This is a genomic window from Pontibacter diazotrophicus (genome assembly GCF_003367245.1).
GTDB classification, from domain to species: Bacteria; Bacteroidota; Bacteroidia; order Cytophagales; family Hymenobacteraceae; genus Pontibacter; species Pontibacter diazotrophicus.
Window position 1 is genome coordinate 23263 of record NZ_QRGR01000039.1, and the last position, 14174, is coordinate 37436.

Annotated in this window: 13 protein-coding genes; 11 read left to right on the top strand and 2 right to left on the bottom strand. The window is 49.2% G+C overall.

Annotated features, from left to right (window positions below; genetic code table 11):
- Positions 1-2895, bottom strand: coding sequence for a type IX secretion system periplasmic lipoprotein PorW/SprE (gene porW / locus DXT99_RS24065; RefSeq protein ID WP_115568148.1), 2895 nt, complete (start codon positions 2893-2895; stop codon positions 1-3).
- 313 nt (positions 2896-3208) lie between these two features.
- Here porW and DXT99_RS24075 point away from each other — a divergent pair, with 313 nt between their 5' ends.
- The 11 genes from DXT99_RS24075 to DXT99_RS24125 all read left to right on the top strand — a co-directional run bounded on the left by DXT99_RS24075 (position 3209) and on the right by DXT99_RS24125 (position 12579).
- Positions 3209-3445, top strand: a complete 237-nt coding sequence (locus DXT99_RS24075; protein ID WP_115568150.1) for an AtpZ/AtpI family protein — start codon at positions 3209-3211, stop codon at positions 3443-3445.
- 5 nt (positions 3446-3450) lie between these two features.
- On the top strand, positions 3451-3834 hold the full coding sequence (locus tag DXT99_RS24080) for a hypothetical protein (protein ID WP_115568151.1): 384 nt from the start codon (positions 3451-3453) through the stop codon (positions 3832-3834).
- Between the two features lie 44 nt (positions 3835-3878).
- A complete protein-coding gene (atpB, locus tag DXT99_RS24085) occupies positions 3879-4922 on the top strand; it encodes a F0F1 ATP synthase subunit A (protein ID WP_115568152.1) in 1044 nt (347 codons plus the stop codon).
- 40 nt (positions 4923-4962) lie between these two features.
- Complete coding sequence (atpE, locus tag DXT99_RS24090) at positions 4963-5229, top strand: ATP synthase F0 subunit C (RefSeq protein WP_115568153.1); 267 nt, start codon at positions 4963-4965, stop codon at positions 5227-5229.
- Between the two features lie 156 nt (positions 5230-5385).
- Positions 5386-5880 carry a F0F1 ATP synthase subunit B gene (locus DXT99_RS24095; RefSeq protein WP_115568154.1) on the top strand — a complete coding sequence of 165 codons (495 nt, stop codon included), beginning with the start codon at positions 5386-5388 and terminating at the stop codon, positions 5878-5880.
- Between the two features lie 57 nt (positions 5881-5937).
- Entirely contained in the window at positions 5938-6495 is a 558-nt protein-coding gene (atpH, locus tag DXT99_RS24100) for an ATP synthase F1 subunit delta (RefSeq protein ID WP_115568155.1), read from the top strand.
- A 2-nt stretch (positions 6496-6497) separates the two neighbouring features.
- Positions 6498-8078, top strand: a complete 1581-nt coding sequence (gene atpA, locus DXT99_RS24105; RefSeq protein WP_115568156.1) for a F0F1 ATP synthase subunit alpha — start codon at positions 6498-6500, stop codon at positions 8076-8078.
- A 66-nt stretch (positions 8079-8144) separates the two neighbouring features.
- Complete coding sequence (atpG, locus tag DXT99_RS24110; protein WP_115568157.1) at positions 8145-9038, top strand: ATP synthase F1 subunit gamma; 894 nt, start codon at positions 8145-8147, stop codon at positions 9036-9038.
- Between the two features lie 168 nt (positions 9039-9206).
- Positions 9207-10919, top strand: coding sequence for an alkaline phosphatase PafA (gene pafA / locus DXT99_RS24115; RefSeq protein WP_246001003.1), 1713 nt, complete (start codon positions 9207-9209; stop codon positions 10917-10919).
- A gap of 57 nt (positions 10920-10976) precedes the next feature.
- Positions 10977-11552, top strand: a complete 576-nt coding sequence (locus DXT99_RS24120) for an inorganic diphosphatase (RefSeq protein ID WP_220273446.1) — start codon at positions 10977-10979, stop codon at positions 11550-11552.
- 130 nt (positions 11553-11682) lie between these two features.
- Positions 11683-12579, top strand: a complete 897-nt coding sequence (locus DXT99_RS24125) for a UbiA family prenyltransferase (RefSeq protein ID WP_115568158.1) — start codon at positions 11683-11685, stop codon at positions 12577-12579.
- Here DXT99_RS24125 and DXT99_RS24130 read toward each other — a convergent pair.
- Positions 12569-14086 carry an NAD(P)H-hydrate dehydratase gene (locus DXT99_RS24130; protein WP_115568159.1) on the bottom strand — a complete coding sequence of 506 codons (1518 nt, stop codon included), beginning with the start codon at positions 14084-14086 and terminating at the stop codon, positions 12569-12571. The two genes, DXT99_RS24125 and DXT99_RS24130, sit on opposite strands and share 11 nt — an antisense overlap.
- Between the last annotated feature and the right edge of the window lie 88 nt (positions 14087-14174).

Here is a 14174-nt window from a genome sequence, read left to right on the forward strand (position 1 = left end):
TTAATAATTGTTTTTAAAGAAGGCCAGATATGCCTCCAAATCTTTTTTCTGCAGAAACTTCTGATAGTTAGCAGAAGAGATGACAAAGGTAGTGAATTCTACCCCTCTAATTCTACCTACAGGAGCCTGCGGTGCTTTTTGTTTCACACTATAAGCCATTGCCTGCTTCGGATCAGCGAAAGTGCGCATCAGCAACATCCTTTTGCCATCTGCTAAGTCTACAGAGTCTATCGATAGGTTCTGCTGCTTATAGTAGGTGCTGTTATACTTCTCATACTTTGGTTGCACATCTTTAAAAGCGGCCTCATCAGCAGGGTAAATCAGCACAAAGTAAAAAGCTGAGTCGTCAGTAGCCTGGTAAGCCAGTGAGTCCACAGCCGGAACAGGAGGCGCTACCGCAGTATTTGCAGAGTCAGCTGGCTCTGCAGCTGTAGCCAGAGGCTGTTGCGGCTCAACAACAGGTGGTGTGGTTGTTGCAGTTTCCGGGCGCTGCTGCTCACGCTGCTGTTGCTGCGGCTCTGCCTCTTCAGGCTGAGCAACAGGAGCGGGCGGCAATATTTGCGGCGTGACTTTGGCCACCGACGCTATAACTGTAGCAATATTTGTGCTAACTTTTTCCTCGGGTGTAATGGCAACGGCAGCTTTGGGCTCTTTCGGCTCCGGCGGTGCAGGGGCTTCCAGGCGCAGCTCGTTCTTCTCTTCGAGTTGCTGATAGGTTGCCAGCAGTTGGTCTGCCTGTGGCAGCAGCGGGCTTTTAGGGTAGGCTGCCTTAAACTGCTGTAGCTGCTGCCGTAACATTTCCGGCTTCTGCGTCCGAGCTGTAACCATTGCGCCTAAAAAAGCTACTTTATCCTTGATGTCGTTCAGCGGGTACTGGCTGATAACCTGGTTCAGTAGCGCTGTTGTCTTTTCGTACTCTTCTGCATCATAGAAACTGTAAGCAGAGTCGTAAAGCGCGTACGCCTTCAGGTTTTCTGCCGCGTTCTTCGACATAAAATCTGAATCGTCCAGCAAACGGGCGTAAGTGGTATTCGGGAACTCCTGCTTTAGCTTGCTATGAAAGGCTTGCTGCTGCGGAGAATCCCCGGCCTTGCCATATAGCAGGTAGAGGCTGTAATAAGATTCCGGAGCATGCTCTGTTCCAGGGAAACGCTGCAGTAAAGAAAGGTAAGTCTGGATGGCGCGCTCCTGGTCATTCAGGTTCTGCGCATAAATGTTCGCCAATCGGAAGAGCGCCTCCTCCACCATCTTTTCTGAGCGCTGCATGTCTGCCGTTGTCACCGGTATATTCTGCAAATAAAGCTGTACCTGTGCTGATGCGCGCTCTTCCGGTGAAGCCTGATTTTCCTCGGCTTCTACAGGAACAGGGGCAAGTGCCACATCGGCCTGGCTCTCCGCCTCGCCACGGGTGCGGTTTCGCCAGAAATCCTGCAAAGGCCTATCGCCCCAACGGCGCACAAACTCAGCACGTGCAGAGGCCATCGCCGTAGGGTTATCGAAATACCACACGCCACCGGTGCTGCTTTCGGTGGCAAAGGTATCACCGTTCTGTGAGCGCCTGTTGTTGCTCCTGCCCGTCTCCTTTTCAGCTAGCAGCTGTCGCTCCTGCTGCCGCACCATTTCCTGCTGGCGTGCCTCCTCTTCGCGCTGCACCAGCGCCTGAAGAAACTCCAAACGCTCTGCCTCGCCCATACGGCCCAGGCGCTGCAGGCTGTCCTGGGTCTGGATCGTGCTGTACTGCTTTGCGAAATCTGCTAACACATCCCGCCGCTCGGCCACAGCCTCATACTCCGGCGCCCGCTGCGGGTACACCTGCACGGCACTGTCGTAGTAGGCAGCAGCCAGGTCAAAATTCTGCAGTTTGTCAAAATAAATCTCTCCTGCCGACAGGTAGCTGTAGGCTTTCTGGTTTGACAGCGTTCCCTGCGTTTTCAGCGACTGCTGCAGTAACACCAGTGCCTTGTCGTAGTTTTGCTGCCGAAGCTCGAACTGGGCCATCTCATAGTAGATCCTATCGCGATACTCCAGGTTCTTATCGTCTTTCAGCATCTTCTGGTGATATCCGGCAATGCGCTCCTTATCCTGCTCATCCGTCAGCTCCGTTACCTGCCCTAAGTTCAGCCTGCTGAAAAAGCCCAGATCGTAAGGTGGGTTGCGCCGCAGCACCTTGCTGTATTCCGCGTAGGCCTCTTTGTTCTGCTTTTTGAGCTGGTAGAGCTGTGCCAGCGTATACCGCGCCCGCGACTGATCATCTTTTACATCGAAATTGGGGAGCGAAAGCGCCAGGTTCTCTATCACCTGTGCCGTATCGTTCTGCAGGCGGTAGTAATGGGCACGGGCCAGGTACAGTTCGCGGGCACTGGCTTTGTTCAGGCGCTCCTTGCGAAGGAACTCTGATACCTGCTGCGCATTCTCCATCTCATCCAGCTGCATAAAGGAGCGCATGAGCCACACCAGCGCCTCATGCCGGTCAGCAGCGTCTTTACTGGTAGCGTTCACATACTTAAAGGTGCGCACTGCCTCAGCAAAATTCAGCTGGTAATAGTTTGCCTTCCCTATTTCTATATAAGAGTTATCTATCCACTTGCTGTTCTTATGGTATTGAATAGGGTGAGAGGCTTTTTTCTTCACGTCCTCCAGGTCAGCCTCGAAGGCCGTGGCTGTGGTAGAATCAATAAACGGGTAAATGGGAAGCACCTGGTTGTAATCGTACTCCATCTGATCCTGCAGTCCCTGTTCTATCAGGCGCATCTTCTCCTTGGCGAGAAAATAGCCATTATAGCGCGCAGTGGTGTTATGATATGTCTTGCTTAGCGGGTTATTACGCTCCACCGAGCAAGACACCAACAGCATACCTGCCAGAATAAAGAATATGTACAGTGATTTTATGTTCAAGGCAATAGCGTGTGCAGGGTGTTTTAGCACTTTATATATAAGGTATAAACGTTGTAGCCTATGCTTAAAGTATGGGGCAAAGCAGCCTGAAAGGCTTTATATCGACCTAAGTGTAAAAGCACCTCCTACAAAAATACAACAATCTGCCAATTACAAGCAAGCGGCTGTTTTACAGCCTGCTATTGAACTATCCAAAAATGTAAATGGTTTCAGACCGGGCAAGAGTTTCTACGGATATAGCTTTTGTGCATGCACAGCAGAAATCACTGCTTAAAATGAGTACTTTTGTAAAAACCAGTGCTATAAGTGCTATATGGAGAACACGCCAGAGCAGAAAAAGAAGCCTTCGCGCGGGGACAGCATAAAACCCTATGTGAAATATTCAGGCATGGCCTTTCAGATGATAGGAGCCATGGTGCTGGCTGCGCTGGCAGGCAGGTGGCTGGATGGGTACGCAGGCACTGAAAAGCCCTGGTTTACTATTGTACTGCTGCTGGTGGCGGTGATCGGAACAATGGTTCTGACGATTTTATCTATAAATAAAAAATAGTATACGTGAAATTTTATCGAAACCTGGCTTTCTTAACGGCTGCGCTTTGTATAGTAATTGGTGCCTTCTTGCAGTTTACAGGCTATGCGCTGGTGCATCCGCTTATCTGGCACACGCTTCTTTTCTTTGTTTTCATTACCGGCTTCACCTATTACCTTATCGAATTAGGAAACAAAAACGATCCGGGGAACCTGCATGTGTATTACCTTGCCTCCATGGGCTTCCGGATGGTGCTGAGCATAGGTGTGGTGCTGCTATATGTTTACTTTTTCAAAGAAAACCGAATGATGTTCGTTTTCAACTTCTTTGCCTTATATTTTCTCTTTACCGGGTTTGAAGTTTACAGTTTGTTGAGTAACTTGCGGCCCAATTTGAAAAAGCAGGAGTAACGGTTCAGTGCTGCTTCTAAAATATTACTTCTAAATCATTCTTAATGAAGAGGTTATTCGTTCTATTGTTTTCTTTCCTGACGCTGAATGCGTTTGCTGATGCACCCGTTGAAGGTGGCGAGTTTAAGCCAGGTGATATGATCACGCATCACATCGCCGATGATTACACCTGGCACTTTGCCGATGGCGTTGTTCTTTATTTGCCAGTTATACTGGTAGATAACGGGGAATTGAAGGTTTTCTCATCCCATAACTTTTACGATGATAACCACGAGACAGTGCCTTATCAGGGATATGCGATAGAGCATGGCCACATCGTGCGGGTGAATGAGGCAGGCGAGCCGCTGGAAGATCATGGTGGATTGTATGATTTCTCTATCACCAAAAACGTAGTTTCCCTGTTTATTAGCGTGGCGCTGCTGTTTGGTATTTTCCTGACAATTGCATCCCGTTACAAAAAGAACGCAGGCAAGGCACCAAGAGGTATTCAGTCCTTCTTCGAGCCTATCATTATATTTGTGCGTGACGACATTGCCAAAGGAAATATCGGCCCTAAGTATGAGCGCTACATGCCGTACCTGCTTACCGTGTTCTTCTTTATCTGGTTCAACAACCTGCTGGGCCTGATGCCAGGCGGTGCAAACTTAACAGGTAACATTGCGGTAACACTGATACTGGCCCTGCTTACGTTGCTAATCACTGTTTTCAGCGGAAACAAGAACTACTGGAAGCACATTTTTGCTACTCCAGGTGTGCCGTTGTGGTTGGCGCCAATCATGATTCCGGTGGAACTGATTGGTATCCTGACAAAGCCTTTCTCGCTGATGGTACGTCTTTTTGCAAACATCACAGCAGGTCACATCATCATCCTGTCGCTGTTTAGCTTGATCTTTATATTTGAAAGCCTGGCAGTTGGGCCGCTGAGCGTGGCGTTTGCAACTTTCATGAACTTCCTGGAGTTGTTTGTGGCGCTGCTACAGGCATATATCTTCACCCTTCTTTCTGCGATGTACATTGGCGGTGCTGTGGAAGAGCACGAGCATGAGCACGGGGAAGAACATGCTGCACCCGGTGCAGCAGCCCATTAATCTGAATTTTTATTTTTTTTAACTATATATAACTACAATTATGTTATTAGCAATTTTGCTTCAAGCAGCAGCAGTAGCGACTGATTATGGTCTGGCTATCATGGGTGCCGGTATCGGTGCAGGTCTTGTAGCCCTTGGTGCTGGTTTGGGTATTGGTAGAATCGGTGGCTCTGCCATGGAGTCTATCGCTCGTCAGCCTGAGGCTAGCGGACGTATCCAGACTGCAATGATTATCGCTGCTGCCCTTATCGAAGGTGTTGCACTTTTCGGTGTGGTAGTTTGCTTGCTAATCTCTTTCTTAGGCTAATCAGCTTAAGTATTGGTCTCACGTCCAGACGTATGGTCTGGACGTTGAGTCCAAAAATGTAGGATATAGTTAAACAATACAGTTTTTAGGCAGACGTGCCACTACGGTGGCAAACGGGCCAAATAAAGAGAAACTCATTTTTCAAATTATAAAACAATGGAATTAGTAACCCCGGGTATAGGTTTGATTTTCTGGCAGACGGTCACATTCCTGATCGTGCTGTTCCTGCTTGGTAAATTTGCCTGGAAGCCAATCATGCAATCGCTGAATGAGCGCGAGACTTCCATCGAAAACGCGCTGAGTGCTGCTGAGCAGGCAAAGCTGGAGATGCAGGGCCTGAAGGCGGAGAACGAAAAGCTGTTGGCGCAGGCACGCATGGAGCGTGACAAAATTCTGAAAGAAGCTTCGGAGGCAGGCAATAAGCTGGTTGAAACAGCCAGAGAGAAAGCGAATGAAGAAGGTGCCCGTATGATAGCCGTTGCCCGCGAAGCGATAGAAAACGAAAAGCGTGCGGCCATCGCAGATGTGAAAAACAAAGCGGCAGCACTCTCTATTGAAATCGCAGAACGCATCCTCAGAAGAGAACTGAGCGATCCGCAGGCACAGCAGGCGCTGGCACAGAGCTACGTAAGCGAGGTATCCCTTTCCTAAACATACGCTTGATGATGCCAGACATGCGTGAAAGGCACCATCATTATATAAAAGACTATGTCTGATATTAGAGTTGCTTCCAGATACGCGAAGTCGCTGATAGAACTGGCGAACGAGAAAGGAGTTTTAGAGCAGGTGCACAACGATATGCTGCTGTTCTCTAAAGTTGTTTCTCAGAACAGAGATTTTGAACTACTGCTCACGAACCCAATCATCAAGCCAGACAAAAAGCTGGCGGTGCTTACAAGCATCTTTGGCGGTAAAGTGCAGCAGATGACACAGATGTTCTTCGACATCGTGACAAAGAAAAACCGTGAGTCGGTACTGCCTTTTATGGCAGCAGAGTTTGAAAAGCAGTACAACGAATTTAAGGGTATACAGGTGGTATCGGTAAACAGCGCCGCTCCGCTTGCTCCCGCACAAAGAGATCACCTTATCAAGCAGCTTACTGCTGAAACAGGTAAAATAATTCAACTGAAAGAATCGGTTGATCCGTCACTTATCGGGGGCTTTGTGCTCCGCGTGGGTGACAAGCAAATAGACAGCTCTGTGAAGAACAGCCTTCGCAAGCTAAAAATTGATTTTAAAGACAACTCCTATATTAATAAACTATAATCATGGCAGAAGTAAGACCTGATGAAGTATCAGCCATATTAAGAGAACAGTTATCTAACTTCCGCTCTGAGGCAGAGTTGGAGGAAGTAGGAACTGTACTACAGGTAGGTGACGGTGTCGCTCGTATCTATGGTCTTTCCCAGGCACAGTCTGGAGAGCTCCTGGAATTTGAAAACGGACTTCAGGCACTTGTACTTAACCTGGAAGAAGACAACGTAGGAGCCGTATTGTTAGGTGACTACAGCGAGATTAAAGAAGGTGCCACTGTAAAAAGAACAAACCGTATTGCCTCTATCCGGGTAGGTGAAGGCATTATAGGACGTGTGGTTAACACACTTGGATTACCGATTGACGGCAAAGGCCCTATTGCAGGGGAACTGTTCGAGATGCCGCTGGAGCGTAAAGCACCAGGCGTTATCTTCCGCCAGCCGGTAAACGAGCCAATGCAAACCGGTATTAAAGCGATTGACTCTATGATTCCGGTAGGTCGTGGCCAGCGTGAGCTTATCATCGGTGACCGCCAGACTGGTAAATCAGCTGTAGCGATTGATACTATCCTGAACCAGCGCGAGTACTACGAAAGAGGTGAGCCTGTTTTCTGTATTTATGTAGCCATTGGCCAGAAAGCATCTACTGTAGCACAAATTGTGAAGTCGTTGCAGGAAGGTGGTGCCATGGAATATACCGTAGTAGTATCTGCTTCTGCAGCTGACCCTGCGCCAATGCAGTTCTTCGCGCCATTTACAGGTGCCGCTATCGGTGAGTTCTTCCGCGACACAGGCCGTCCGGCACTGGTGGTGTATGATGACCTTTCGAAGCAGGCCGTGGCTTACCGTGAGGTGTCGCTGCTGCTAAGAAGACCTCCAGGACGTGAGGCATACCCGGGAGACGTATTCTACCTGCACTCCCGCTTACTGGAGCGTGCCGCTAAGTTGACTACCTCTGATGAGATTGCCCGTAACATGAACGACCTTCCTGATTCAATCAGGCACCTGGTAAAAGGCGGTGGTTCACTAACGGCACTTCCTATCATCGAAACACAGGCAGGTGACGTTTCTGCTTATATCCCGACAAACGTTATCTCCATTACGGATGGTCAGATATTCCTAGAGACAAACCTGTTCAACGCTGGTATCCGTCCGGCCATTAACGTAGGTATCTCTGTATCGCGCGTGGGTGGTTCGGCTCAGATCAAGTCAATGAAGAAGGTAGCAGGTACTCTGAAGCTGGATCAGGCGCAGTTCCGTGAACTGGAAGCGTTTGCCAAGTTCGGTTCTGACCTGGATGCTTCTACTAAGCTGACAATTGAGCGTGGCCGTCGTAACATGGAAATCCTGAAGCAGGCGCAGTTCTCTCCGGTAGCGGTTGAGGAGCAGGTTGCTATTATTTACTGCGCTACCAACGGATTGCTGGATGATGTTCCGGTAAACGAGGTAAGAGCGTTTGAGCAAGACTATCAGCGCACCCTTCGTGCACAACATACTGATGTGCTGAGCGCATTAAGAGCCGGTAAACTGGATGACCAGATAACAGGCACACTGAAGCAGGTGGCAAGAGAATTGTCAGATAAGTACAGAAAATAGAAAAGTCATGGTTGGAGGTTAAAAGTGTGACGCTTTTAACCTCCAATTTTATGCTTATAAATCAATATGGCAAGTTTAAAGGAAGTTAGAGGCCGTATTACATCGGTATCTTCGACACAGCAGATCACAAAAGCCATGAAAATGGTGTCGGCTGCAAAGCTTAGACGGGCACAGGATAACATTCTGCGCATGCGCCCTTATGCGCAGCGCCTGAGCGGAATTCTGGCAAACCTGTCGTCGCAAACAGAAGGTTCTGAGAACAACATGTACTCTGCTAAGCGCGAAGTGGTAAATAATGTGCTTATCATTGCTGTCACCTCAGACCGTGGTCTGGCCGGTGCTTTCAACGCAAATATTGTGAAAGCCGTTGTAGCCCGGATCGATAGTAAGTACAGAAGCCAGGCAGCTGCCGGTCATGTTACAGTTCTTACCATCGGTAAAAAAGGACTGGATGCTTTCAAAAAAAGAGGCGTGCCTGTAATTGAAGACTACAGTAACGTTTTCGCTACTATTTCCTTTGACAACGTTCGTCCTGCAGCAGAGCGGGCCATGGCTGGCTTTGTGGCTAGAGAGTATGACCAGGTAGACCTTGTTTACAATGAGTTCAAGAATGTAGCCACACAAATTGTGCGTCAGGAGCAGTTCCTGCCAATCGAGGAGAAGCCGGTTGAGGTAACGGATAAAGCCGCCCTGTTAGTAGATTATACATTTGAGCCGTCGAAGGAGCAGATTATAGAAGAGCTGATCCCGAAATCGCTGAAGATACAGGTTTACAAGGCAGTGCTGGAATCTAACGCCGCTGAGCACGGTGCCCGTATGACAGCCATGGACAAAGCGACTGAGAACGCAGGAGAGCTTCTGAAACAGCTGAAGCTTACCTATAACAGGACGCGCCAGGCCGCCATCACCAAGGAAATCCTGGAGATCGTGGGGGGTGCAGAGGCGCTGGCAGCAAAATAAGAAATTAAAGCCTTTCACAGCAGCGCTCATCAGCACGGTGGGCGCTGTTTGTTTTTTTGGGGTACCTGTGCAGGCAAGGTTAACAAATTGTGAAATAAAGGCCTAGGCACACTCCAAAGAGCAGAACAAACATGTACCTGTTATATTTGTAACAGGAAACTATCAGAAATGAGAGAGCAAAAGCTTTTCATGCGCGGCATCATAACAAAAGCAGCAGCAGTATGCTTGCTGGTGGTAAGTGCATGCGCGGGTACAACGCAACAAGCCACTCCTACAGAAAGTAGCACAGCAGCGCGTACACAGGACTTTGTGAATGTGCTGCCAAGGCCAAAGCTGGTAGTGGGTATTGTGGTGGACCAGATGCGATATGATTACCTCTACCGTTACTGGGACAAGTATGGCAACGACGGTATCAAAAAACTGGTAACACAGGGCTTTAACTTCAAGAACAACCAATACAGCTACGTGCCCACCTATACAGGGCCGGGACATGCTTCTGTATATACGGGTAGTGTGCCCGCTATCAACGGTATTATCGGGAACAACTGGTATGAGCGGCGGCAGAACAAAATGGTGTACTGTGTAGAAGACGAAACAGTAAATACGGTAGGAAGCACCTCTACTGCCGGCAAAATGTCTCCTGCCAATCTGCTAACCACCACCATTACAGACGAACTGCGCCTTGCCACTAACATGGGCTCTAAAGTAGTTGGTATCGCTTTAAAAGACCGCGGCGCTATATTACCTGCAGGTCACCTGGCGAACACTGCCTATTGGTTTGACTCGCCAAGCGGAAACTGGATAACCAGCACCTACTACCGCGAGGACTTACCACAATGGGTGCAGGAGTTCAATAACCAAAAGTATCCCGACCAGTACCTGAGTCAGCCATGGAACACTTTGCTGCCAATAGCCGAATACACAGAGAGTACAGCTGACAACACGCCTTGGGAGGAAACGCTGCCAGGAGAACAGGCACCGGTATTCCCGCACAACATTCCTGCCATCAGGGAGAATGACTATGAACTGCTGCGTTCTATACCTGCAGGCAACACCATTACGAAGGATTTTGCACTGGCAGCCCTGAGAGGCGAAAATTTAGGAAAAGGAACGTATACAGATTTCCTGGCCGTCAGTTTTTCTACGATAGATTACATTGGCCACAAGTTCGGGCCTAACTCCATAGAAGCCCAGGATGCGATGCTGCGTTTGGACATGGAATTGGCTGAGTTGATAGCGGAAGTAGAAGATGAGGTAGGAAAAGGCGAAGTGCTGTTTTTCCTTACCGCAGATCATGGAGCAGCGCAGGTGCCGGCTTTTCTTCAGACAATGAATATTCCATCGGGTGTGGCAACATCCGGCACCATACGAGACTCTACCGAAGCATACCTGGACAAGATGTACGGCAGCGGAGAATGGGTAGAGCGCTACACAAACCAGCAGGTTTACCTGAACAGAGCGCTTATAGACAGCAAAAAGCTTATCTTAGCAGATGTACAGCAGCGCGTGGCAAGCTACGTGATGCGCTTTGAGGGGGTGATGCGAGCTGTAACAGCCAGCGCTTTGCAAGGCACCAGTTGGAACCGTGGAATGATGGCTCGAGTAGAGAACGGTTATAATGCTCAACGGTCCGGAGACGTTATCGTATTACTGCAACCAGGGTGGTTTGAAGGATACGGCAGTGGCAAAGGCACTACCCACGGCTCTTACTCCAACTACGACACGCACGTGCCACTCATCTGGTATGGCTGGAATGTGAACCCTGGAGAAAGTTCTGTTCCGACAGAAATAGCAGACATCACACCTACCATTGCTTCCTGGCTCCATATACAAGAGCCAAACGGAAGCGTGGGCAGACCTTTACAGGAATACATGAAATAAACCCATAATGCCCGAGACAGAAAACAGACGGCGCTAAACAACATTAAAAAAAAATATATGGAGAACAATATGGATATCAGCAACCCATGGCATAGTGTAAGCTACGGTGAGGAGGCTCCAGCAGTATTATCAGCTATCATTGAAATCCCGAAAGGATCAAAGGCGAAGTATGAATTAGATAAAGAAAGCGGAATGCTAAAGCTTGACCGCGTTCTTTTCTCATCTATACATTACCCTGCCAACTATGGCTTTATCCCGCAAACTTACTGCGACGATAAAGACCCACTTGATATTCTGGTAATCTGCTCAATAGACGTGCAGCCTATGTGCCTGATTGATGCGAAGGTAATCGGCGTAATGCAGATGATCGATAACAATGAGGAGGATGACAAAATTATTGCCGTCGCAAATAACGACATGTCAGTACGCCACATCAACGACATTTCGGAGTTACCGCCGCACACCTTACTGGAAATGCGCCGCTTCTTTGAAGACTATAAGAAACTGGAGCACAAAGAAGTGATTGTAGAGCAGTTTTTGGGCCGTGAGCACGCGTACAAGATCATTCAGGACAGCATTGACCTGTACAACACCACCTTTGGCGAGCCTCAGAAGAAGGCAAAAGCGCTTTAGTAATTTTACTTTACCTGTTAAGCCTGGCGTGGATTTTTCTGTGCCGGGCTTTTTGTTTTAGAACCAGATAAAAGCCAGAAATAAAAAGCCTTTTGAGTGAAGGCTGATTTGTTGCGTATTTGCATAAAGGATGAAGCAGTACAGAAGCAGAAGCATAGCAGGATCTGATTTCTACACGCTACTGGAGCGCGTAGCAGGGGGATTGCTGTACAGCCATCTGTTCATCTCTTTCTGCGCCTATAGCCTGACGATAGAAACATACCTGTTGGCAAAAGTGCCGGTGTCTTTGCCCCTCGCTGCCTTTGTCTTTCTGGCCACGCTGTTCACCTATAACCTGAGCAGTGTGCAGAGCGTTCTGCGCCATCCACAGCAAAGAGGCCCCGGGCAACATGCACCCTGGGGGCAGCGCAACAAGAAACTGCTGGCCGGAGTGGGGCTTGTGAGTATAGCTGCTGCCGCACTGATATACTTTAGCTTTAACCTGAGAATAAATGGCTGGTTTCTATTGCACCTGGCTCTTATCTCCATTGGGTATACCGTACCCATCAGGTATAAGGAAAAGGTGGTAAAGCCACTAAGGAGCGTCCCGCTTCTGAAAGTCTTCCTGATAGCGTATGTTTGGGCGGCTGTAACAGTCCTGGTTCCCCTAATGGATGCAGGTATTCAGTTGTGGGAAACTGAGGCACTGTGGCTCTTCCTGCGCCGCTTCCTGTTCATACTCGCCCTCGCCCTGCTATTCGACATACGGGACTATACCTATGACCGCAACACCAATACCCTCACCTTTCCAGGGTGGATAGGCGTGCAAAATACCAGGCTGCTCTCCTTAGCCCTGCTGCTGCTATATGTGCTGCTCTTACTAAACACCGAAAGTGGCCTGGTGCTAATGGCTTTGATAGGCAGTGTAGCAGGAGCTGCTATGGTCATATTACTTTCTTCGGAAAGAAAGCCCCGTATATATTATGCCGTATTGGCTGACGGCGCCATGCTGCTACATGCAGGCCTGGTTTACCTGGCTATGACATAGGCTGCTGCAGGCACATGAATGCTTTTGGCAGGTGGTCGATCAGGTCTGACGCCGTCATACCGATGTCTCCTACCGTACGCAGGGCCAAATCCCCAGCAAGCCCATGCACATATACGCCCAGGATGCAGGCCTCCTCTAAATTGTACTGCTGCCCTACCAGCGCTGTAATAACCCCTGTGAGCACGTCGCCGGTGCCCCCCGTTGCCATACCGGAGTTGCCCGTGGTGTTGAAGTACACTTTGCCGGAAGGAGTGCCAATGGCGGTGTGGCTGCCTTTGAGGGTAATATAGCACTGATGCTCCTGGCAAAAATCCCGGAGGCGCTGCAGGCGCTCGTAATCGTTGTTCACCTTGCCTGCCAGGCGCTCAAATTCCTTCGGATGAGGCGTGAAAATAACTTTATTCTTCGGAAGCTGCTCCTTCAGCCTATCACTGCCGGCAATAATGTTGATAGCGTCTGCATCTATCACCAGAGGATGGGACGAAGTTGCCAGCAACTGCCCGATAGCGGTTTTTGTAGGAGGTTCTGTCCCTATACCCGGCCCCACGCCAATGACATCAAATTTATCAATGGCTTCCGGTAACTCGGAAAGATGCCTGCGGTTAGGATCTGTGAGTGTCATCGCCTCCGGTACCGCTGTCTGCAGCACCGTATAACCCGCAGACGGTGCCTGTATAGTTAAAAGGCCGACACCGCTTCTCAGGCATGCCCTTGCTGCCAACACGGCGGCACCCATTTTGCCGTAGCCGCCACAGAGCAGCAGTGCATGCCCGTACGTGCCTTTGTGCGAAAACTTCCTGCGGGGCTTTAGCAACTGCTGCACATCGCGCCTGGAGGTATAGTATAAATCCGTTTCAACTCCTGAAACAAACTGCTCGCTGAGCCCAATGGGCACCACCTGCCAGTCTCCCACATACTCTTCGTGCTGCGGCAGGAAGAAAGCCAGCTTCGGCAGCTGAAAGCTAATCGTGTTGTCTGCTTTTATGATCGTGCAACCCTCGGGAGTCTGGCTGTCGGTGTAAAGCCCGGAAGGCATGTCGATGGAGGTAATGCAGGCGCCGCTGTTGTTCAGCTGCTCTACTACCTCTTCATACAAACCTGTCAGGGGCCTGGTTAGGCCAGTGCCAAAGAGTGCATCCACCACACAGGCTATCAGTGGCAGCTCCGGAATGTCTTTCTCCTCTTCTATCGTTTGCGCCTGCACCTCTTCCGGCAAGCGCTCCAGGTTTGCCTTGAAATCTTCGGAGGCTTTGGCAGTATCACCCACTATGAATACCTGCACCTTGTACTTCCGCTGATGCAACAGGCGTGCTACTGCCAGTCCATCGCCGCCGTTATTACCAGGGCCACAGAAAACAAAGACTTCTTCCGTCGGTAAAAACTTGTTTTCAAACCAACCGGTAAAAGCCCTGGCGGCACGCTCCATCAACTCCAACGAGGCCATATTTTCCTCCTGAATAGTATAAGCGTCAGCTTCCCTGATTTGTGCAGCGGTAAGAAGTTTCATAGATAACGGATGAGTTTCCTCAATATACTAAGATTTGAATATGGAGGTTCTTCTTTAGAAGATAAGAAACCACTTATTTCCTGAAATC

Bases quoted from the DNA above. Each gene is read 5' to 3' on its own strand.
- atpA (WP_115568156.1), top strand. From the start codon at position 6,498: ATGGCAGAAGTAAGACCTGATGAAGTATCAGCCATATTAAGAGAACAG.
- DXT99_RS24130 (WP_115568159.1), bottom strand. From the start codon at position 14,086: ATGAAACTTCTTACCGCTGCACAAATCAGGGAAGCTGACGCTTATACT.
- atpG (WP_115568157.1), top strand. From the start codon at position 8,145: ATGGCAAGTTTAAAGGAAGTTAGAGGCCGTATTACATCGGTATCTTCG.
- DXT99_RS24095 (WP_115568154.1), top strand. From the start codon at position 5,386: ATGGAATTAGTAACCCCGGGTATAGGTTTGATTTTCTGGCAGACGGTC.
- DXT99_RS24125 (WP_115568158.1), top strand. From the start codon at position 11,683: ATGAAGCAGTACAGAAGCAGAAGCATAGCAGGATCTGATTTCTACACG.
- atpE (WP_115568153.1), top strand. From the start codon at position 4,963: ATGTTATTAGCAATTTTGCTTCAAGCAGCAGCAGTAGCGACTGATTAT.
- DXT99_RS24075 (WP_115568150.1), top strand. From the start codon at position 3,209: ATGGAGAACACGCCAGAGCAGAAAAAGAAGCCTTCGCGCGGGGACAGC.
- pafA (WP_246001003.1), top strand. From the start codon at position 9,207: ATGAGAGAGCAAAAGCTTTTCATGCGCGGCATCATAACAAAAGCAGCA.
- atpH (WP_115568155.1), top strand. From the start codon at position 5,938: ATGTCTGATATTAGAGTTGCTTCCAGATACGCGAAGTCGCTGATAGAA.
- DXT99_RS24120 (WP_220273446.1), top strand. From the start codon at position 10,977: ATGGAGAACAATATGGATATCAGCAACCCATGGCATAGTGTAAGCTAC.
- atpB (WP_115568152.1), top strand. From the start codon at position 3,879: ATGAAGAGGTTATTCGTTCTATTGTTTTCTTTCCTGACGCTGAATGCG.